Annotated in this window: 15 protein-coding genes; 8 read left to right on the top strand and 7 right to left on the bottom strand. The window is 61.7% G+C overall.

Annotated elements, in window-relative coordinates; all coding sequences use genetic code 11:
* Nucleotides 1-47: 47 nt before the first annotated feature.
* Nucleotides 48-302, bottom strand: coding sequence for a type B 50S ribosomal protein L31 (locus ISG32_RS16200; protein WP_194772062.1), 255 nt, complete (start codon nucleotides 300-302; stop codon nucleotides 48-50).
* A gap of 468 nt (nucleotides 303-770) precedes the next feature.
* Between ISG32_RS16200 and ISG32_RS16205 the strand changes: the two genes are divergently transcribed.
* The 6 genes from ISG32_RS16205 to ISG32_RS16230 are packed head-to-tail and all read left to right on the top strand — an operon-like array spanning nucleotide 771 to nucleotide 5,946.
* The gene (locus tag ISG32_RS16205; protein ID WP_323745946.1) at nucleotides 771-1,781 is read left to right on the top strand and encodes an ABC transporter substrate-binding protein; all 1,011 of its coding nucleotides are present in this window, start codon (nucleotides 771-773) and stop codon (nucleotides 1,779-1,781) included.
* A 7-nt stretch (nucleotides 1,782-1,788) separates the two neighbouring features.
* Nucleotides 1,789-2,682 (top strand): ABC transporter permease, encoded by an 894-nt coding sequence (locus ISG32_RS16210; RefSeq protein ID WP_194772064.1) that lies wholly within the window; start codon nucleotides 1,789-1,791, stop codon nucleotides 2,680-2,682.
* A complete protein-coding gene (locus tag ISG32_RS16215) occupies nucleotides 2,679-3,494 on the top strand; it encodes an ABC transporter permease (RefSeq protein WP_228529870.1) in 816 nt (271 codons plus the stop codon). The genes ISG32_RS16210 and ISG32_RS16215 overlap by 4 nt, the downstream gene beginning before the upstream one ends.
* A 13-nt stretch (nucleotides 3,495-3,507) precedes the next feature.
* Nucleotides 3,508-4,605 carry an ABC transporter ATP-binding protein gene (locus ISG32_RS16220; RefSeq protein ID WP_194772065.1) on the top strand — a complete coding sequence of 366 codons (1,098 nt, stop codon included), beginning with the start codon at nucleotides 3,508-3,510 and terminating at the stop codon, nucleotides 4,603-4,605.
* A gap of 57 nt (nucleotides 4,606-4,662) precedes the next feature.
* Complete coding sequence (locus tag ISG32_RS16225; RefSeq protein ID WP_228529871.1) at nucleotides 4,663-5,142, top strand: nucleoside deaminase; 480 nt, start codon at nucleotides 4,663-4,665, stop codon at nucleotides 5,140-5,142.
* Nucleotides 5,143-5,199: 57 nt separating this feature from the next.
* A complete protein-coding gene (locus ISG32_RS16230; RefSeq protein ID WP_228529872.1) occupies nucleotides 5,200-5,946 on the top strand; it encodes a GntR family transcriptional regulator in 747 nt (248 codons plus the stop codon).
* Between the two features lie 45 nt (nucleotides 5,947-5,991).
* Here the strand turns inward: ISG32_RS16230 and ISG32_RS16235 are convergent, their stop codons facing one another.
* The 4 genes from ISG32_RS16235 to ISG32_RS16250 all read right to left on the bottom strand — a co-directional run bounded on the left by ISG32_RS16235 (nucleotide 5,992) and on the right by ISG32_RS16250 (nucleotide 12,075).
* Nucleotides 5,992-6,702 (bottom strand): aspartate/glutamate racemase family protein, encoded by a 711-nt coding sequence (locus tag ISG32_RS16235; RefSeq protein WP_194772067.1) that lies wholly within the window; start codon nucleotides 6,700-6,702, stop codon nucleotides 5,992-5,994.
* Between the two features lie 282 nt (nucleotides 6,703-6,984).
* On the bottom strand, nucleotides 6,985-8,130 hold the full coding sequence (locus ISG32_RS16240; protein ID WP_194772068.1) for an ABC transporter permease: 1,146 nt from the start codon (nucleotides 8,128-8,130) through the stop codon (nucleotides 6,985-6,987).
* A gap of 4 nt (nucleotides 8,131-8,134) precedes the next feature.
* Nucleotides 8,135-10,900: a ribosome-associated ATPase/putative transporter RbbA gene (gene rbbA, locus ISG32_RS16245; protein WP_194772254.1), complete on the bottom strand. Its 2,766-nt coding sequence runs from the start codon at nucleotides 10,898-10,900 to the stop codon at nucleotides 8,135-8,137.
* 35 nt (nucleotides 10,901-10,935) lie between these two features.
* Nucleotides 10,936-12,075 (bottom strand): HlyD family secretion protein, encoded by a 1,140-nt coding sequence (locus ISG32_RS16250; protein ID WP_194772069.1) that lies wholly within the window; start codon nucleotides 12,073-12,075, stop codon nucleotides 10,936-10,938.
* Between the two features lie 418 nt (nucleotides 12,076-12,493).
* On the opposite strand from ISG32_RS16250, the gene ISG32_RS16255 reads away from it, so the two are divergent.
* Nucleotides 12,494-14,827: an ATP-binding protein gene (locus ISG32_RS16255; protein WP_194772070.1), complete on the top strand. Its 2,334-nt coding sequence runs from the start codon at nucleotides 12,494-12,496 to the stop codon at nucleotides 14,825-14,827.
* 160 nt (nucleotides 14,828-14,987) lie between these two features.
* Here the strand turns inward: ISG32_RS16255 and ISG32_RS16260 are convergent, their stop codons facing one another.
* Nucleotides 14,988-15,719: an alpha/beta fold hydrolase gene (locus ISG32_RS16260; RefSeq protein WP_194772071.1), complete on the bottom strand. Its 732-nt coding sequence runs from the start codon at nucleotides 15,717-15,719 to the stop codon at nucleotides 14,988-14,990.
* A gap of 189 nt (nucleotides 15,720-15,908) precedes the next feature.
* Here ISG32_RS16260 and hrpA point away from each other — a divergent pair, with 189 nt between their 5' ends.
* Nucleotides 15,909-19,973 carry an ATP-dependent RNA helicase HrpA gene (hrpA, locus tag ISG32_RS16265; RefSeq protein ID WP_194772072.1) on the top strand — a complete coding sequence of 1,355 codons (4,065 nt, stop codon included), beginning with the start codon at nucleotides 15,909-15,911 and terminating at the stop codon, nucleotides 19,971-19,973.
* A 77-nt stretch (nucleotides 19,974-20,050) separates the two neighbouring features.
* Here the strand turns inward: hrpA and ISG32_RS16270 are convergent, their stop codons facing one another.
* A complete protein-coding gene (locus tag ISG32_RS16270) occupies nucleotides 20,051-20,305 on the bottom strand; it encodes a hypothetical protein (RefSeq protein WP_194772073.1) in 255 nt (84 codons plus the stop codon).
* Nucleotides 20,306-20,415: the final 110 nt, after the last annotated feature.

The raw sequence follows: 20,415 nt of genomic DNA on the forward strand, positions 1-20,415 counted from the left end.
GGCTCCATGCCACCCTGAGGCGGCTGAGGAGCCCGAAGCGCTGATGCTTACTTCGCTGCGGTCTTGCCGAAGCGGTTGCGGAAGCGCTCCACACGGCCGCCCATGTTGTCCACGGACTTCTGGGTACCAGTGTAGAAAGGATGCGATTCGCTGGAAGTATCCAGCTTGAACAGCGGGTATTCCTTGCCTTCGAAAGTTTCGGTTTCCTTGGTGTTCACGCAGGAACGGGTCACGAACTTGAAGCCGTTGGACAGGTCCAGGAACAGCACTTCGCGGTAATTGGGGTGAATGCCTTCTTTCATGATCTTCCTTCAGGTCAGCTGCGGGAGCCGCGCCAGCCAGCCTGACGTACTTTCCGCAAGAAAAAGCCCTCTATTATTGCATGAATCAGGGGGTGGGGGAAGTGGGTGGCTAGGCTCGGCGATTTTATCGTCATCACTAAAATATTGCATGCACTTTTATGGTGATTTTTCATGCACTTTTTTGGGCTTTATAAGGAGGTTTTTCACTAACTTCCTTTGTTTGAGTGTTTTAAGTCCTTGGCGAAGGCGTTTTTTCGGCATTTTTATTCAAGCCCTAACAACTTGGCATGACTGATGCTTAGGGTGAATTGCATGCGATTTGCAGCGATTCAATCCGAAAGCACCTACATGTCGAATTTCAAGCTTCCCCTCGCCCGAGATTTCAGTCGTCGTTCGTTTTTGCAGGCTAGCCTGATCGCCGGGGCCAGCAGCACTCTCTGGAGTGCCGCTGAAGCAGCGGACCCAAAAGTGCTCAACTATCTTTCATGGCCGGGCAATGCCGATCCCTATCTGGTTGAGGCATTCGAGAAGGCGCATGGCGTGAAGGTTCGTGTCAAGGAGTATGTGGGCGGAGATCAGATGCTGGCGATCCTGAATCAGTCGCCACCTGGCAGCTTCGACGTGGTGCTGGCGGATGCGGAATACATGCATCTGCTGCATGAGGGTGAATACCTCGAAGAATTGAATCCGGCCGACTATGCGCTCAAGGATTTTTGGCCTGAATTCCAGAAGTTCCCGCTCCATTGGTTCGACGGCAAGCTCTACGGCGTGATGACCGATTTCGGCTATCTCGGTCTTTCATACAACACCAAGGCTTTCAGCGCCAAGGAAGTATCTTCCTACACGGCCTTGTGGAGCGAGAAGGCAAAGGGCAAGGTGGGTCTGTTCGATTGGTATCTTCCGGCCATGGGCTCGATCAGTCTGCTCAACGGAAATCGCCCACCTTTCGATCTGAGCAAGGCGCAGTATGACGCAATGGTCAAGAAGTTGTATTCGCTGAAGCCGCAAACGGCGGGTTTCTTCACGATTGCCGATATCTTCTCGTCGCTCACCAATGGCCGCGCACAACTCGTGCCTGGCATTGGCGAGTGGATCACGCTGGGTCTGCGCATGAACGGCGTGCCGGTGGACACCATCATTCCGCAGGAAGGCGGGTTGCAATGGACCGAATCGCTGTCCATTATCAAGGGCACGCCAAAGCGGGATTTGGCGCGCAAGTTCATTCAGTACACCACTTCGCCTGAAGGTCAGGTGCGCATGGCGACCAAACCGGACAACATGAAAAGCATTCCGTCGATGGCGGGCTGGAAGCTGCTCAATCAAACCAAACCACGAGAGACGGAACTGTTGCGCATGAATCTCAAGGCTCAGAACGTGATGGACGAATACAAAGCCAAGAAGATAGCGTTCCGCCAGTTGCCGAGCAAGCAGTCCATCGAAGACTGGAACGAGGTCTGGAGCAATTTCAAGTCGCTCTGATCGATCCATGACTGCCGCATTCATCTCATTGCTGGATCGTTTGGGCACGCCCGCGCGGCGTGGCCCATCGCCCGGAACATTGCCCTCACTGCTCGGTGTGCCACTGCTGTTGTGGCAGATGGTCTTTTTCGTCGGACCGTTGCTGTTCCTCGTGGTCGTCACGTTCTGGAAAGTACGGGCCTTCCGGCTGCAGCCAGCGTTCTCGCTGGACAATTGGACGCGCATTCTCGGTGCTTCCAACTTCCATCAGGCAACGCTGTATACGCTCGGAGTGGCGGTGACTGCGACCGTGCTGGCGTTGTTGATCGCGTTTCCTGCGGCATACATCATTGCGTTGCGGCTGCCTGCGCGATGGCGCAATGCGGTGGTTGCAGCGCTGCTAGTGCCGGTGTTCTCCAGTTATATCCTGCGTATCTATGCATGGCAGATTGTGCTGAGTCCGGAAGGGATTGCCAACAGCGTGCTGGGTCTTCTGGGCATTTCGGCTTTGCCGTTGTTAGGAGGTTCACTCTCGCTGCACATTGGGCTGCTCACGCTCAGTCTGCCCATCGTCGTGTTGATTCTTTCGTTCGCGTTGAGTGGCGTAGACGGCACGCTCATCGAGGCCGCCGAGAACATGGGCTGTAACCGTGGGCAGGTGATCACCCGAGTGTTGTTGCCTGCGATTCGTCCTGCTTTGTTGCTTGCGGCCTCAACCACTTTTGTGTTGGCGTTCGGTGACTATGTGAGTCCGTTGTTCATGACGGGCAGCAATCCGCCTACGCTGTCGATTCTGATCGTCGATACCGTTAAGTCAGGGTCGCAATGGCCACGCGCTTCGGTGATTGGTGTGAGCATGCTTGCGATGCTAGGGGCTGCTCTGGCACTCACGCGCGTGCTCGCAAGCAGGAGATGCCCATGAATCGCATGAAGTTGCAAAAGCTTTCCCGCGTCGCGCAGTACCTATGGTTGGGCTTGTTGTTTGCGTTCATTGCGATGCCGATGCTCATCATCGTCTGGTTTTCGTTCGACGCGAATCGCTATCCCGGTATACCTTGGGGTGGGTTCAGTCTCCAGTGGCACCGGGCGATTCTTGAGGACGAGATGGTGCTTGGTGCGTTAGTCAATACGCTTGTGGTGGCTATCAGTACGGCAGTGATTTCTACTGCCCTCGGATTTGCTGCGGCGTATCTCGATTACCGATATCGCTTTCGCGGCAAGGCGACGATGGCGATGCTGATCGCGATTCCGCCAGCAATTCCTGCGACGGTGCTTGGCATGGCGATGCTGGCTTTTCTGTCGCGCATCGGTATGCTTGGAAAGCTCGAATCCATCATCGCCTGCCATGCGGTCATCGCGACCTCATTCTCGATGGCCATCATTCGTCTGCGCTTGAACGAGCTGGGCGCCGATCTCGAGCAGGCCGCTTGGAATATGGGCGCATCGCCCATCGTCGGTCTCACGCACGTGGTGCTTCCGTTTTGCAAGTCATCGTTGATCGCGTCGTTCTTTCTGGCTGCCGCTGTGTCGTTCGACGAATTCATGATTGCCTGGTTCGTGGGTGGAATGAACGAGACGCTGCCAGTGCGCATTCTCAATTTGCTGCAAGGCCAGGTGAGTCCGAAGATCAACGCCATCGGCACCTTGGTGCTGTTGGTCAGCGTAGTGCTGGTGATGTTGGCGCAACGCTTCATGGGCGTGCGCGCCGGGCGACCGGCTGCGATGTCCGCATAAACCTGAGGTATCCATGAAAGACAAAGCATTCGTTTCCTTGAGGGCGCTGGACAAGCGTTACCCCGGGCACCACGCCGTGCGTGGCATTGACCTGGATATTGCAGTAGGTGAGTTCATCGCAATCATGGGGCCGTCTGGTTGCGGTAAATCCACCTTGTTGCGCATGCTCGCCGGGCTCGATGAGCCTACGGGGGGGAGTATTCGTATTGGCGGCGAGAACATGCACGGCGTGCCGGCCTATCAGCGCGACACGCCCATGGTGTGGCAGAGCCTCGCGCTGTTTCCTTTTTTGAGCGTGGTCGAGAACGTGGAGTTTCCGCTGCGCATGAAGAAACTGGGTGCGGTCGCACGGCGCAAACAAGCGCTCGATTGGCTAGGTCGCATGGGGCTTGAAGGTTTGGGGGATCGGCGGATTGCACAGTTGTCCGGTGGTCAGCGTCAACGCGTGGCAATTGCGCGGGCGCTTGTCACTGAGCCATCGGTTCTGTTGCTGGATGAGCCTCTCAGCGCACTGGACGCTCATTTGCGTGTGCGCATGCAGGCTGAATTGGCGCGCCTGCATCGCGAGCTGCGTATTACCTTCGTGTATGTCACGCACGCGCAGTCGGAGGCGTTTGCGCTTGCTGATCGCATCGTGATCATGAACGAAGGGCGTATCCAGCAAGTGGGTGCTCCGCAAGATGTCTATCGCGCTCCGGACAATCCTTTCGTGGCTGAGTTCATTGGTGCGAACAATCTGGTGACGGGCCATGTGACGGCATGTATGGACGACGGAATCCGTGTGGAGGGTGGTTTGGGAAGTTTTGATGTGCCCACCAATCGGACCTTTGCGCGAGACGATGATGTGAGTTTCGTGATCGCCGCAGACCGAATCGGATTGCTGTCCGAGAATGCCGTTGCGCCAGAGGGTTCCGCAACGCTGCTCGGCACTGTTCTGGGGATCGAATTTGTGGGCTCTACGCAAACGGTGTTTATTGAATTACCGGGCGGAAAAGAGTTTCGCGTACAAAAGCAGCAACATGAAATCGAATCGTTGGAACTGTTGCCGGGACGGCGCATTGGGCTGCACTGGAATCCGCGACACGCTTGGCTACTGCCTCGCAATGTCTGAGCGGAAAACATCCAATATTGCAAATGAAGGGACTGAAAAATGTACGTAGAGAAATACATGAGACAGGCGCTGGCGCTGTCTGCGCGCGCGCTCGAGGAGCCAGGAACGGAGCCGTTCGGCGCAGTGATCGTCAAGGATGGCGAGGTAATCGGGGAGGGCTTCAATCACTCGGTTGCGCACTTCGACCCCACGTCTCATGGCGAAGTCGAAGCAATTCGCGATGCTTGCCGCCGACTGCAGCGGGTGGACTTGACGGGCTGCGACCTCTATTCATCGTGTGAACCTTGTGCGATGTGTGTTGCGGCCATGCATGTCGCTGGCATTCGTCGCCTGTACTATGCCGCCTCGCTGAGCCAATCGGGCAATGCATTTGAAGGGTTACCAGTAGCGCAGCGTCATCCCATCGATGTAGATGAGCTACGGACCACGGCGGGCGCTACGCTGCAAGCCGGGCCTATCATCGCCGAACAGCATCTTGCAGAGGATGCCATTGATATTCTGGAGGCATGGGCCGGGCCACGCAAGGCTGCTGATTAGCTCGCCGACAGGGTCTTGCCGATAGCAAGGAATGTATCGAATCCGGAATTCAACATCATGTCTAAAAATCAAATACTGCAGGGCAAAGAAATGGACGACAAAATCCAACGCTCTCGAACCGAGGAGGTCCATGAGGCGTTGCGACTGGCTATTCTGGAGCAGGGCTTGCGCCCTGGCGCGCGCCTGCCAGAAGACGCGATTGGCGAGAGTTTTGGAACCAGTCGCACGATTGCGCGCGAGGCGCTTGGACGCTTGGCTGTGGAGGGGTTAGTGGAGCTCAAGCGCAACCGAGGCGCTTTCGTGGCGGCGCCCGATTTGGAAGAAGGGCGTGAAATTCTGTCTGTGCGCAATGGCCTGGAGCGCGTCGTCGTTCAAACCCTCGCGGGGCACATATCGACACAGCAGCAGAAGACACTTCGCGAACATGTGGGTATGGAGCGTGAGGCGTCCAGTGGAACAACTCCACACCGCCCGGTCCGACTATCAGGTGAGTTTCATCTTCTGCTGGCTCGGATGACGGGCAATCAGTTGCTGTCGCGCTATATTACCGAAGTGGTTTCGCGTTGCTCACTGGTGTTCGCGTCTCACGGACGCCCGCATTCAAGCGAGTGTGCTGTAGCGGAACATGAGGCCATCGTCGATGCATTGGTTGCAGGCGATTTCGAGGCAGCAGCTCTGGTTATGCAACGGCATCTTGATGCGGTGGCTGCTCGCACTTTGCCACCACTGAGGGCAGGAACGGACATTCGCGATGTGCTCGCGCGCTACGCGGCGGAATCGACTGATACTCGCAAGCCAGATTGAGCCCTCAGGCGGTTCATTCGCAACCGCCACAATGCAGTTTTTGTCTCAGCCGCTTGAGGGCTCTGCGGCCATGGCGAGTGCGACTTCTGCTCCAGCTCGCACGCTGTCAATCAGTGGAATATTGAAGTGCGGCTGCAGTCGCTTAGCAAAGCCGACAAGTCCTGCTCCGCCAAGTATCACGCTTTTCACTCCAGGAATGGAGGCCGCTTCACTGCAGGCTGCGTAGAGTAATTCATGGGCGCGATGTGCGTCCCGTGCGAGATCTGCGCCAGTGGCTTCCACGGTGCGAATTCCGGTCAATGCAGTTCCGAATTCCGTACCGCGTGCAATGCGCTCCAATATCGGTGCCCACGCGCGGCCGCCTGTCACTATGGCGAAATCGCCGATTGCTGCGGCCTGTTGAAATGAGGCTTCAGCCAAGCCCGTGACGGGGAGGTCGCAGCATTCCTTCAAGGCAAAAAGACCCGGGTCACCGAAGCAGCCTATGAGCACGGTATCTGGCTTGCAGATTTGGCTTTGTATGGCGTTGCTCCATGTGTCCAGTGCGGCATGTGCAGCCACTGCATAACTGCGCTCGTCAACAATGTAAGAGGCCCCCCAACGTGCGGTAATTACATCCAGATCCGAGTGGACTCCGCAGACTCCGGAGATGCTGTCGCGAAGCAGGAGGCTGACATGCTTTGAAGTGTTGGGGTTGATGACGAGCAGACGCTTTTTGCGGTGCTTGCTGTTGTGATTCTGGCAGGGTGTGAGCATGATCTTGAGGGCTCGGCTTTGACATGCCGAGTGCAGGAGTTGAAGTCATTCACTTCTAGCAATTTCCCTGCCTGATCCTGTGCGCTGCAATGCGCTCGCGCTAGGGAGCCTCTGCACGAATGAGATCGACGCGTGCTAGCGCAGCCTTGGGCGGTCTTTTGCGTTGAAATTCCTCGTGATAGCTATGGCTATCACTGCGGCTTTCGTCTTGAATACTATCCCGCTCTGCATCTAGCCGCTTGACGATCGATTCGTGCCGAGACTCCATAGAGGATTTCCGTTTCACGCCATGCTGGACAAGGTCCTGCGAAACCGCACGAGCGATGCCCAGAACAGCGCGGCGCCGATGCAGGCCAGCCAGAGGAACGGCTTCCAGACGGTCTCGATGCCTGCGCCCCGGTAGAGGATGGCCTGGCCCAGGTCGACGAAATGGGTGGTGGGCGCGAACAGCATCACGTTCTGCACGAACTGCGGCATGGATTCGCGCGGAGTCATGCCCCCGGAGAGCATCTGCAGGGGCAGCAGCACCAGCACCATCAGCAGGCCGAACTGCGGCATGCTGCGTGCGATCGTCGCGAGGAAGATGCCCATGGCGGTGGTGGCGAACAAGCACAGTGCCGCGCCCGCGAGGAAGAGCGGGACGCTGCCCTCGACGGGCACCTTGAGCAAGCCGCGCACGACGAGGTTGAGTGACACCCCGGCTGCCAGCAGCACGACAGCGCCCATGGACCAGACCTTGGCGAGCATGATCTCGGTGGGCGTGACGGGCATGACCAGCAGATGTTCCAGCGTGCCATGCTCGCGTTCGCGGATCAGGGCCGCGCCGGTGAGGATGATGGAGAGCATGGTCACGTTGTTGATGATCTGCATGAGCCCGCCGAACCACATTTTCTCGAGGGCGGGGTTGAAGCGCGCGCGCAGCTCGATGCCCACGGGCAGGGCGGTCGCGGCCCGGTGGCGCTGCACGAACTCGCTGACCTCGGAGGCGACGATCTGCTGCACGTAGCCGCTGCCCGAGAAGGCCTGGCTCATGCGCGTGGCGTCCACGTTGAGCTGCAGGGCGGCGCTTTTGCCGCTCAGCACGTCGCGCTGGAATCCCGAGGGGATGGTGAGCGCGAAGGTGATCTCTCCCGCGTCCATGGCTGCATCCACCTGCTGCTGGGTGAGCATGCGCGGTGTGATGAACTGCGGTGGATAGAAGGCCGAGGTGATGCGCATGGAGAGCTGCGACTGGTCCTCGTCGACCATGGCGATGGGCGCGTTGTGCAGCGTATCGGGCATGGCCGTGGCTGCGGTGTAGACCGAGACCGTGAAGGTGTAGAGGATGAGGATGAGCATGACGGGGTCGCGCCAGAGGCTCCACAGCTCCTTGACGCCGAGCCGCCAGATGTTGGCCAGGCTGCTGAACGGAGACACGTTGGTGGTCATGGGCTCAGCGCTCCTGTTTGGGCAGGGCCCGGATGGCGATGCCCATGATCACCGGAATCGATATGACGAGCGGCAGCAGGGCCGCCGCGAGATCGTGCACGCCGAGCGCCTTGTTGAAGACGCCGCGGCTGATCGAGAACATGTAGGTGGCGGGGTAGATTTCGCCGATCCAGCGGCCTGCGCCCTCCAGCGAGGACACCGGATCGGTCAGGCCCGCGAACTGCGTGGCCGGGATCAGCGTGCCGAGCAGCGCGAAGAACATCGCGGCGATCTGGCTCTTGGTGACGGACGAGGCGAGCAGTCCCATGCCGGTGGTGATGATGCTGAACAAAAGCGCCGCAACGATTAGCAGCAGGTAGTTGCCCTTGACCGGCACGTCGAACAGGAACACCGACATGGCGCTCATCAGAAAGAAGTTCAGCATCGCGAGCGCCACGTAGGGCAGCTGCTTTCCGAGCAGAAACTCGGTGCGCGTGACGGGCGTGACGTAGAGGTTCACGATGGAGCCGAGCTCCTTTTCTCGCACCACGGCGAGCGCCGTGAGCATGGCGGGCAGCATCATGAGCAGCAGCGGCATGATGGCCGGCACCATGGAGGGGAGGCTCTTCACGTCGGGGTTGTAGCGAAAGCGGGTTTCCACGTCGATCAGGCTGCTCGTCGATTGCCCGAGGCGCTCGCGGGCCTGCTCGGTGAGCCAGTGCTGGTGTATGCCCTGCACATAGCCCTTCACGGTTTCACCACGCGCGGGCATGGCGCCGTCGAACCAGGCACCGACCGAGACATCGCGGCCGCTCAGCACGTTGCGCCCGAAGCCTGGCGGGATTTCAATCGCGAGCGAGAGCTCGCCGCTGCGCATGCGGCGGTCAAGTTCGGCATAGTCGCTCAAAGGCGCGTGCTCGATGAAGTAGCGCGAGCCCGAAAGGCTTTGCGTGTAGCTCTGGCTCAGCGTGCTCTGGTCGCGGTCGAGCACGGCAAAGCGCAGATTCTCCACGTCCATGCTGATGCCGTAGCCCATCACGATCATCAGGACCAGAGAGCCCACGAGTGCAAGCGTGGCGCGCACGGGATCGCGCTGCAGCTCCAACGCCTCGCGCCAGAGATAGCTCCAGAGCCGCTGCAGGCTGAAGCCCTGCGGTTTGGCGTGGCTGGTCGGCGTGGCGACGGAGGCTGTCGACGGTGCGGGTGACGCCGATGCCAGTGAAGGTGCGGGCTCGCCCGAGGCCTCCACCAGATAACCGATGAAGGCTTCTTCAAGCGAGGCCGCGCCGCGCTTGGCGACAAGGGCGGCGGGCGTGTCGCTGTCGAGCACCTTGCCCGCATGCATCATCGACATGCGGTCGCAGCGCTCGGCCTCGTTCATGAAATGGGTGGAGATGAAGATGGTCACCCGGTCCCGCCGCGAGAGCTCGACGAGCAGGCTCCAGAACTGGTCGCGCGCGACCGGGTCCACGCCGGATGTGGGCTCGTCGAGGATCAGCAGCTCGGGCTGGTGCACCATCGCCACGGCGAGCGACAGGCGCTGGCGCTTGCCGAGCGGCAGCGCGGCGGGCAGGGCGTCGCGGTCGTTCTCGAGTCCGAAGCGCGCGAGCATCTCGGTCACGCGCGCGGGCACATCCGCCTTGGGCACATGGAACAACTGGGCGTGCAGCACGAGGTTCTGCGCGACGGTCAGCTCTCCGTACAGTGAAAACGCCTGCGACATGTAGCCCACGCGGCGGCGCGTGGCGATGTCGTGCGGGTTGACCTCGTGGCCGAACAGCCAGGCGCGACCTTCGCTGGCGGGCAGCAGGCCGGTCAGCATCTTCATCGTCGTCGACTTGCCGCAGCCATTGGAGCCGAGAAAGCCGAAGATCTCGCCGCGCCGGATGCGGAAGTTCACATGGTCGACGGCGGTGAAGTCGCCAAAGCGCATCGTCAGGTCCTGCGCTTCGATGGCGATGTCGCCTTCGTCGCCCGCAAGCGGCGGAATCACCACGGCCCGGTGGCCGCGTTTTTTCTCTTCGGGCAGCAGGGCGATGAAGGCGGTTTCCAGCGATGTCGACTGCGTGCGCGCCAGCAGTTCGGCGGGCGTGCCGGTCGCGAGAATTTCGCCGTCATCCATGGCCGCGAGCCAGTCAAAGCGCTGTGCCTCGTCCATGTACGCGGTCGCGACCACCACGCTCATGTGCGGGCGGGTGTTGCGGATGCGGTTGATCAGGTCCCAGAACTGCGCGCGCGCGAGCGGGTCGACGCCGGTCGTGGGCTCGTCGAGGATCAGCAGATCGGGGTCGTGGATCAGCGCGCAGCACAGCGCGAGCTTCTGCTTCATGCCGCCCGAGAGCTTGCCGGCCGGGCGCGCGAGAAACTTCTGCAATCCGGTGCTCTGGGTGAGGTCGTCGATGCGCGCACGGCGCTCGGCCTCGTCGTGGCCGAACAGGCGACCGAAGAACTGCAGGTTTTCCTCGACAGACAGCGTCGGGTAGAGATTTTTTCCAAGGCCCTGGGGCATGTACGCGATGCGCGGGCAGACGGCGTCACGGTGCGCCTTGCTGCGCATGTCGCCGCCGAGCACCGTCACGCTGCCCGACTGCACGGCGCGCGCGCCCGCCAGCAGCGAGAGCAGACTGGACTTGCCCACGCCGTCGGGCCCGATCAGGCCGATCATGCATCCGGCGCGCAACCGCAGGTTCAGCTGGCGCAGGGCCTGCGTCTTGCCGTAGTGCAGACTGACGTCGCGGATCTCGGCGACGCACGCGACGGCCGGGGCCGCCGGGGCCGCCGAGGAGGCCATGGCGTCGGTCACGACCTCTGCGGTCGATGGGCCGCTCATGGCTTGACTTGGGTGATCGGTGCGGTCTGGGTGGCGGCGCTCAACTGCAGGTGTCCGGGCCAGTCGCGCCCGTCATCGGTCTTGATCCATGCGACCCCGGGCAGGCCGGTCTTCACCTGCGCCAGATGTTTCTTGAGCAGCTCGGGCGCGATGCGCGCCTTCACGCGGAACATCAGCTTCTGACGTTCGCTCGCGGTCTCCACGGTCTTGGGCGTGAACTGCGCGGTGCTCGCGACGAAGGACACCTTGGCGGGAATCACATATTGGGGAGCCGCATCGAGCACGATGCGCACTTCGGTGCCCAGCGCGACGCGCCCGGCCACCGTCTCGGGCAGGAAGAAGCTGATGTAGACGTCCGACAGATCGACCAGATTGAGCACCTTGCCGCCCGCGCCTATCACCTCGCCGGGCTGCACCAGCCGGAATTGCACCCGGCCGTCGCGCGGGGCGACGAGGTCGCTGTCCTTCACGTCGGCGTCGATGCGGCGGATCGTCGCCTCGGCCGCCGTCACCGACGAGGCCGCGCCCACCATCTGGGCCTTCGCGGCCTCGATGGCGGCCTTGGCGGCGGAGCCCTGGGCCTGAGCGGCCTTCAGGGCCGCCTGGGCACCGGCCACGCGGGCCCGGTCGTCGTCCAGCTCCTGCAGGGACGACGCCCCTTGCTTCGCCAGCGTTTCCGTGCGCGCCATGCGGCGCTTGGCGGCGTCCAGCTCGGCTTCGCGCTGCACCACCGTGGCGAGGGTGGCGGCGTGCTGGCTTTCCTTCAGCGCCACATCGGCGCGCGCCGAGGTCACCGCGTGGCTGGCCTTGTCGCGACCGGCGACGGCCTCCTGCTGCTGGGCCTGGAAGGTGTCGATCTGCATGCGCGCGAGCGTCTGGCCTGCGGTCACGAAGTCGCCTTCCTGCGCCGTGATCTCGGCGACCCGACCGGCGTACTTGGCGGCGACGTCCACCTCGGTCGCCTCGATCCGCCCGTTGCCGCTGACCAGACCCGCGCTCGCCTGCGTCGCCTGCCACTGCTTCCACCCATAGGTGCCGAGCGCCGCACCGGCAGCCAGCACGGCGGCGATGACGATCCACTTCTTTCTGGAGGCGGGAGCGGAGGAGGAGGGCGAGGAGGCGGAGGTCTGAGTCATGCGTGAGCGAATGCGCAGGCCCTGTCCGTCGCGAGGATCGCAAGTCATTTGCAAATCTTGTGCGATGTCAATGCAGGCCAGCATTCGTTGTGTTGATTGCAGGCTTCAGTATGTGATTAAGTTGTCAATCAACGATTGACTTGAGTCAATTGCCAAGCGGGAATTGATCTGGATTCATTCCGGTGCGGCACCAGCGAAAGCCACGTGAAGCGTTGTTCATTGCGAGCGTTTTTGGCCGATTGGTTGCGGGTCGTAAGCGCGCACTTTCTGCTGGGCTGCGGCGGGTATGTCGGAGCATGCAAAATAGTTGACATTCTGAGGCGCAGTTTCTGCATCCAGCAGCGCTGGGTTGTCATCTCGCTTGTTTCTGATCGCGTTATGGATAAATCTATCCGTAGCCTCATGAGGAGATCCTCGAATGTCCAAACGTGCCATTGAATTTCTGGAACAGGCCGGCATGGTCGCATCGCCGGGCCTGCAGGCCGCGCCTGTGCTGGATTTGATGTGTTCCCATTTCGTGTTGGCCCTGGCCACGAAACAGGGTTCCAGGTTCAATGTGCGCCGCGACATCAACGGATTGATGGCCTTGGTCGGCCGGCATCTGGTGTGGCCCGATCCCGTGCTGGCCCGCGTCCGGGAGTTTCTGGTGCGCCGCTGCAAGGACAACGAGGCCTGGCGTGGGCATGAGCCGCTGAGCAGCGCGGAGTTTCTGGAGCGCCACGGCGTCTGGCGTGGCCCTTACGAAGAGGGCTCACTCTTTTACTATCTGGACGAATATGCCAAGGACGCGCCCAAGGACCTGCTGACGCTGCTCACCAGCACCGACCAGTGGTTGAGCCACGCCCTCAAGAAGCAGTCGACGCTGATCGAAAAAAACATCGACTCGTTGGCCAACCTGCTGCAATTGAACAAGGCCGAGCGCGCACTGCTGCTTTACGGCACGCTGGCGCGCCATCAGCGTGACCTGCGCAGCCTGCTGGTGGAGTTCAAGGTCAACAATGCACCCGAGGCCTACGCGGCCATCGCCGACCTCGCGGGCGTGCCGGCCGCCGAGGTGGCGGAAGCCCTGCGCGCCGGAGGTCGTCTGGAGCGCATCGGGCTGGTCGAAAACCTGCTCACTGAACAAAGCATCACCGACCTCGCCGACCTCATGAAGGTCAGCGAAAAACTGCCGCCCGTGCTCATGCGCGAGTACCGCGACCGTGCCGAACTGATGGCCGTGTTCACCCGACCTGCGGTGCCCAGCGTGCTCCAGGCCAACGACTTCGAGTTTGTGGGCGACGAAGTGCAGGTGCTGGTCAACCTGCTGAGCAAGGCCATGAAAACCAAGGCCGTGGGCGTGAACGTGCTGCTGTACGGCCCCCCCGGCACCGGCAAGACCGAGCTGGCCAAGGTGGTTGCGCGCGTGGCCGGTCTGGACTTGTTTGAGGTCGAATATGCCGACCGCGACGGCAACAGCCTTTCGGGCCGCGACCGCTATCGCTCGCTGCAGATCGCGCAGGTGTTCCTGAAAGGCGCGGAGGCCGCTGCGCTGCTCTTTGATGAAGTGGAGGACGTGTTTCCTCCCATCAGCGTCGACGCGGCGGGCCTGCTGGCGCGTGCGGAACAACAGGTGGCGAGTCCGGCCGCCAGTTCGGTCAACGGCAAAGCGTGGGTCAACCAGATTCTTGAATCCAACCCGGTGCCGACCCTCTGGGTGACCAACCGCATCGAGCAGATAGACCCGGCCTTCCGCCGCCGCTTCGCCTATCACCTTGAACTGAAGTCGCCGCCCCCCGGCGCACGCGAGCAGCTCATCCGCAAATCGCTGGATGGCGTGGCCGTGAGCGACGCCTTCGTCTCGAGCCTTACCGAGCGCAAGGGCCTCACCCCCGCACAGATCCGCACCGCAGTGCGCTTTGCGGATCTGGCCCATGTGGGACCGGAAGCCGGTGGCGAGGCCTTCGAGGCCTTGATCGCGCGCCAGTTGAAGAACGCCGACGCGGCTCTGGGGCGCAGGCCCGATGCCGCCGGGAAAAAAGGCCGCCGTCAGGTCACTACCTACGACCTCGACATGCTGAACGTCGAAACCCGCTTCGAGATCCCTCGCATCGTGGACGCCCTCAAGGCGCGAGGTCATGGCGCCCTGTGTTTCTACGGCGCGCCCGGCACCGGCAAGACCGCACTGGGCGAATACATCGCAGAGCATCTGGGCCAGCCCCTCATCGTCAAGCAGGCCAGCGATCTGGTGAGCAAGTACGTGGGCGAAACCGAGCAGAACATGGCCGCCATGTTCGCCGAAGCCACTCAGGAAAAAGCCGTGCTCCTGCTCGACGAGGCCGACAGCTTCCTGATGGACCGCCGCGGCGCGCAGCGCAACTACGAAGTCACGGAGGTCAACGAGATGCTGCAACAGATGGAGCGCCACAGCGGTGTGTTCATCTGCACCACCAACCTGCTCGATCGCATCGATCAGGCCGCGCTGCGCCGCTTCACCTTCAAGATCAAGTTCATGCCGCTCACGGAGCAGCAACGGGAGAAGATGTTCATCACGGAAGCGCTGGCGGGCGACATGTCGAGGCTCACACCCGAAATCAGCCAGCGCCTGGCCAGACTCGCGCAGTTGGCGCCTGGGGATTTTGCGGCCGTGAAACGGCAATGCGACATTCTGGCCGTGGAATTCTCGGCAGAAGAGTTCATCGAGCAGTTGGAGGCCGAGCACCGCATCAAGCCGGAAGTGCGGGAGCAGAGGTCGATAGGGTTCATGCGCTGATGGGTTGAGACAGAGAGCGCTGCCCATCGCGCTCTCTGCTCTGCTCACGCCGCAGGTCTTGCCATGCAGGCGCTGCGGCGGTCGCCGAATTCCGTCTGTGAAGTGACTGGCTTGATGGACGGGTTGAATCCGCCACCCAAGGTAGGCCTTCTCTGAATGCCTACATCACAGGGTTGCCCAGTTGCAAGCAGGATTGAAGTGCTGCGACACCATCCACTGAATTGAGAAGCTTGGGCAGCAGTCCACTGTGCTTGGCTTCCGGAACTGTTACCAGTTGGGAAAACTCAGCCCGTGTTGCGGACGAGATTAATTTTTGAGGAATCTCCGCAGGGATGACTTCATCCAATTCGGCGGCGACAACAAGCAAGCGACCCGTAAATTCGCTGATGGCGTTCCATGCGTCACTGTCTTCCCAGCTCCTTTCTCGACGAATGGTTGCAGTGAATTCTGGCCCAAAGGGAATGTGAAAAGCATCGGGCACATAGATGCCTGGTACCACAAGAACGAGATGGTGAACCCCAAGCTGTTTGGCCAACAGGATCGCGTTGTAGGCCCCCATACTGGCTCCAACAAGGATCGTCGGTGCAATGGCTTGCTGCTGGGCAACGGTGAGAATTTGCTGTTCTCTAGAGGCCAGAGACGAGTCCTCAAAACGCCCACCTGTGCGCCCATGCCCAATGCAATCCAATGCCGTAGAGCCAACTCCATGATTCAAAAGAAATTGGCGTAACCCTTGGTAGGTAGTGCTGCCACTCGCGCCACCGCCATGTATGCACAAGGCGTAACCCCCGGTGCCGGTACTGAGGCTATCCGAGTAAATCATCCTTCCTTCGAATTGCGTCACTGCGGAATGCCATGAATCAAGCGCATTAAGCGAAAAAGAGTGCTCCATCGATCATCAGTTCAGCGGTCTTGGTGGCGGAGAGTGTATGTCCGCAACTGGCCGGCAGGGGCGCACAATCGCAGGTACGTTCGCCCCCTTCGCGTGCAGTGGGTGAAATCGAACCAAGTCCGGCGCCAGAATACGAAAAAAGGGAGGTTTCGGAACGGAAATCTGCGGCGCTGGGATAATTGCGCCCTTATGCCTTTGCAGATCACGTTTCCCGAATCCCTCCCCGTCTCCGCCCGCCGTGAAGAAATCATGGAGGCCATGGACCGCCATCAGGTCATCATCGTCTGTGGCGAGACGGGTTCGGGCAAGACCACCCAGCTTCCCAAGATCGCCCTGACCCTCGGTAGGGGGCGGATGAATGCCGCGCCCGATGACAAGGGCGTGGTGCGCGGCCACCTGATCGGCCACACCCAGCCGCGCCGGATTGCCGCCTCGTCGGTGGCCAAGCGGATCGCTGAGGAGCTGAGCACGCCGCTCGGCGAGGTGGTCGGCTACAAGGTGCGCTTTCAGGACACGCTGCAGAAGGGCGCATCGGTCAAGCTGATGACAGACGGCATTCTGCTGGCCGAGACGCAGACCGACCCGCTGCTCAAGGCCTACGACACGCTGATCATCGACGAGGCGCATGAGCGCAGCCTGAACATCGACTTTCTGCTCGGCTACATCCGCCAGATTCTGCCCAAGCGGCCCGATCTCAAGGTGATCGTCACCTCGGCCACCATCGATGCGGACCGGTTCGCCAAGCATTTCGAGAACAAGGCAGGCCCCGCGCCGGTCATCATGGTCTCGGGCCGGACCTTTCCGGTCGAGATGCGCTACCGCCCGTTTGAAGAGAAGAAGGACGTTGATCTCAACGACGCGATCGCCGAGGGCGTGGATGAGCTCTGGGCGGGCGGCAAGGGCGGTGACATCCTCGTCTTTCTGCCTGGCGAGCGCGAAATCCGCGAGGCGGCCGATCATCTGCGCAAGCACCTGCAGCATTCGCCGGTGCTGCGCAGCGCCGAGGTGCTGCCGCTGTTCTCGCGTCTGTCGCAAGCCGAGCAGGACCGCATCTTCGACGGCCACACGGGCCGCCGCATCGTGCTGGCGACCAACGTGGCCGAGACCTCGCTGACGGTGCCGGGCATCCGCTACGTGATTGACGCGGGTACGGCGCGGGTGAAGCGGTATTCGTTCCGCAGCAAGGTCGAGCAGTTGCTCGTCGAGCCCGTGAGCCAGGCGGCTGCCAATCAGCGTGCCGGTCGTTGCGGGCGTGTGGCCAACGGCATCTGCATTCGTCTGTATGACGAGGCGGATTTTGAATCGCGCCCCAAATTCACGGACCCGGAAATCCTGCGTTCGTCTCTGGCCGGTGTGATTCTGCGAATGAAATCGCTGAACCTTGGCGACGTGGTGCATTTTCCGTTCCTCGAAGCGCCTTCGGGCCGCGCGATTGCGGACGGCTACCAGCTGCTGGCGGAGCTGGGCGCGGTGGATGAGCGGGGCCAGTTGCTGCCCATGGGCAAGGAACTGTCGCGCCTGCCGCTCGATCCGCGCGTGGGCCGCATGATTCTGGAGGCGCGCGAGCGCGGCGCGGTCGCCGAGGTGCTGATCATCGCGTCCGCGTTGAGCGTGCAGGACGTGCGTGACCGACCCATGGAGGCGCAGCAGCAGGCCGACCAGCAGCACGCGAAATTCGACGATGAAAAGAGCGAGTTCAGCGGCTACCTGCGCCTGTGGAAATGGCTGTCGGACGCGCGCGGCGGCAAGGTGGTGGCCAAGACGCGGGCGGAAATGGCGGCGCAATCCGCTCCGGCCAACAAGTCCGCCAATGCCCGCAATGCGGCGTTCCTGCCGGTCAACCAGCGCAGCAGCGGCGCGCGCGATACGGAAACGGTGGAGGAAAAGCTCGCGCTCTTCAATCCGGCGGAGAGCGAGCCCGCCACCCACAAGATCAGCAACCGTCAGTGGGAGCAGTTGCTGCGCCAGAACTTCATCAACATCCGCCGCGTGCGCGAGTGGCGCGACATTCATTCCCAGCTGCTCACCGTGATCAAGGAGCAGAAGTGGAAGGTCAACGACGAGGCTGCAGGCTACGAGGCCGTGCACCTGTCGATGCTGGCCGGTCTGCTGGGCAACATCGGCTACAAGGGCGAGGAGAGCGATGCTTATCTGGGCGCGCACGGCATCAAGTTCCATGCCCATCCGGGTGCGCATCTGGCCAAGAAGCCGGGGCGCTGGATCGTGGCGGCGGAGCAGGTGGAAACCTCGCGTCTCTACGGTCGCGGCATCGCGGCCATCGAGCCGCAGTGGCTTGAAGAGGTGGGCGCGCATCTGCTGAAAAAGCAAATGCTCGATCCGCACTGGTCCAAGAAGCAGGCCGATGTGGTGGCCTACGAGCGCGCGACGCTCTACGGCCTCGTGGTCTACAACGGCCGCCGGGTGAGCTACGGCCGTATTGATCCGCAGACCGCGCGCGAGCTGTTCATCCGCCAGGCCATGGTGGGCGGCGAGTGGGAGACGCACTGGCATTTTCTGGCCGCCAATCTCAAGCTGGTCAAGAAGGTCGAGGAGCTTGAACACAAGAGCCGCCGCGCCGACGTGCTGGTGGACGACGAGCTCATCTACGCGTTCTACGATCAGCAGCTGCCGCGCGACGTGTACAGCGGTGCGAGCTTCGACAAGTGGTTCCGCGCCGAATCGCGCGGCAACCCCGATCTGCTGCGCCTGTCGCGCGACGAACTCATGCGCCACGAGGCGGCGGGCATCACCACCCAGGCCTTCCCCAAGACGGTGAAGCTCGGCGGCGTCGATTGCAGCGCGCAGTACCTGCACAGCCCGGGCGATGCGCGCGACGGCGTGACCGTCACCGTGCCGCTGTTCGTGCTCAACCAGGTGAGCGAGGAACGTGCCGAATGGCTGGTTCCGGGCATGCTGAAAGACAAGATCCAGGCCCTGCTCAAGAGCCTGCCGCAGCGCCCACGCAGCCGCTTCGTGCCGCTGCCGGAGAGCGCGCAGCGTCTGGCCGATCTGTTCAACAAGGAACAGCGCATGGCGAATGGCGGCCTCATCGACGTGCTGCTCAAGCAGGTGCGCGACGAGACCTCGCTCGACGTGAAGCGCGCAGACTTCAAGCTCGACATGCTGAGCCCGCATCTGTTCATGAACTTCCGCATCACGGATGAGCATGGACGCCAGATGGGGCAGGGCCGCAACCTCGGCGCGCTCAAGTCAGAGCTTGGTGCCAAGGCGCGCGGCGCGTTTCAGGCGCTCGCATCGATGCGCGTGGCCAGCCATGTGGAAGGAGAGCAGGCCAAGGCGGCGGCTGTGGTCGACGAAGCCGCACCTGCGCAGCCCGCGCGTCAGGACAAGCAACCCAAGGCCGACAAGCCCAAAAGCGCGCCCGCCAAGCCGCAGCAGAAGGCCGACGCGCGCTACACGGAGTGGTCGTTTGGCGAGCTGCCGGAACTCATGGAAATCGGCAAGGGCAGCCAGACGCTGATTGGCTTCCCCGCGCTCATCGACCACGGCGACGCGGTCGGCATCGAGGTCTTCGACGAGCCCGAAATCGCCGCAGCCAAGCACCGCGTGGGCCTGCGCCGCCTGTTCGCCCTGCAGATCAAGGATGCGCTCAAGTATCTCGAGAAGAACATTCCCGATCTGCAGAAGATGGCGGTGGCCTACATGCCGCTTGGCACGCAGGAAGAGCTGCGCGGGCAGATCATCGACGTGGCCATCGACCGCGCCTTTCTGCAGGACCCGCTGCCCGCGAACGAGGCCGACTTCAAGCAGCGCGTGCAGGACGGTCGCGGCCGTCTCACGCTGATCGCCAACGAGGTCGCTCGCATGGCGGGCGTGATCCTGATCGAGTACTCGGCAGCGCAGCGCAAGATCAAGGACACGAAGAATGCGCCCGATGCCACGGCCGACGCGGCAGCGCAACTGCAGCGCCTGATGCCCAAGAATTTCATCGCGATTGCGCCGTGGACGCAGCTTGGGCACTACGCGCGCTACCTCAAGGCGATCACGATCCGTCTGGACAAGGTCCGTGCCGATCCCGCGCGCGATGCGGCGAAATCCGCGGAGCTCAAACCGCTGGAGCAGCGTTACTGGCGCCTGGTGGCAGAGCGCAAGGGCCAGGTGGACGCGCGCATGCAGGAGTACCGCTGGATGCTCGAGGAGCTGCGCGTGAGCTTCTTTGCGCAGGAGCTGCGCACGCCTTATCCGGTGAGCGCCAAACGCATGGAAAAGGTCTGGGGGCAACTGCAGAATTGAACAAGGGCCCGGGCGCGGAGTTGCCGCGCGCGGGCCCTTGTGAGCTCTGAGCAGGGGCTCAGAGCGTGTTGACGCTCTCAGGACACCGATTTCTTCACGGCGGCCTTGGCCTTCGTGGTATGGCGCTTGGATTGGGCCTTGTGGTACTGGGCCTTGGTGTTGTTCACCGCTTTGCCGACCGGGCCGCTTTTCTTGGCCTCGCTCTCGGCCTGCTTCTGCTCGACCTTGTGCTCGGCGGCTTCGGCGGCGTTGGAGGCGGCCGCGCCCAGTTGGGCGAAGGCGGACGTGGTGGCGAAGAGACCGAAGGCCGTCGCAAGCAGCAGCTTTTTCATGATGGGTGTCCTTGCTTTCATGTGGTGTTGGAACAAGGCAAAGTATTCAAACTTGCGGGCACCTGGCGTGTAGGTCGCCATCTCGTCGCGATGTGCGATGGCGGCGAGTC

The organism is Diaphorobacter caeni (assembly GCF_015354245.1).
GTDB lineage: Bacteria > Pseudomonadota > Gammaproteobacteria > Burkholderiales > Burkholderiaceae_C > Diaphorobacter_A > Diaphorobacter_A caeni.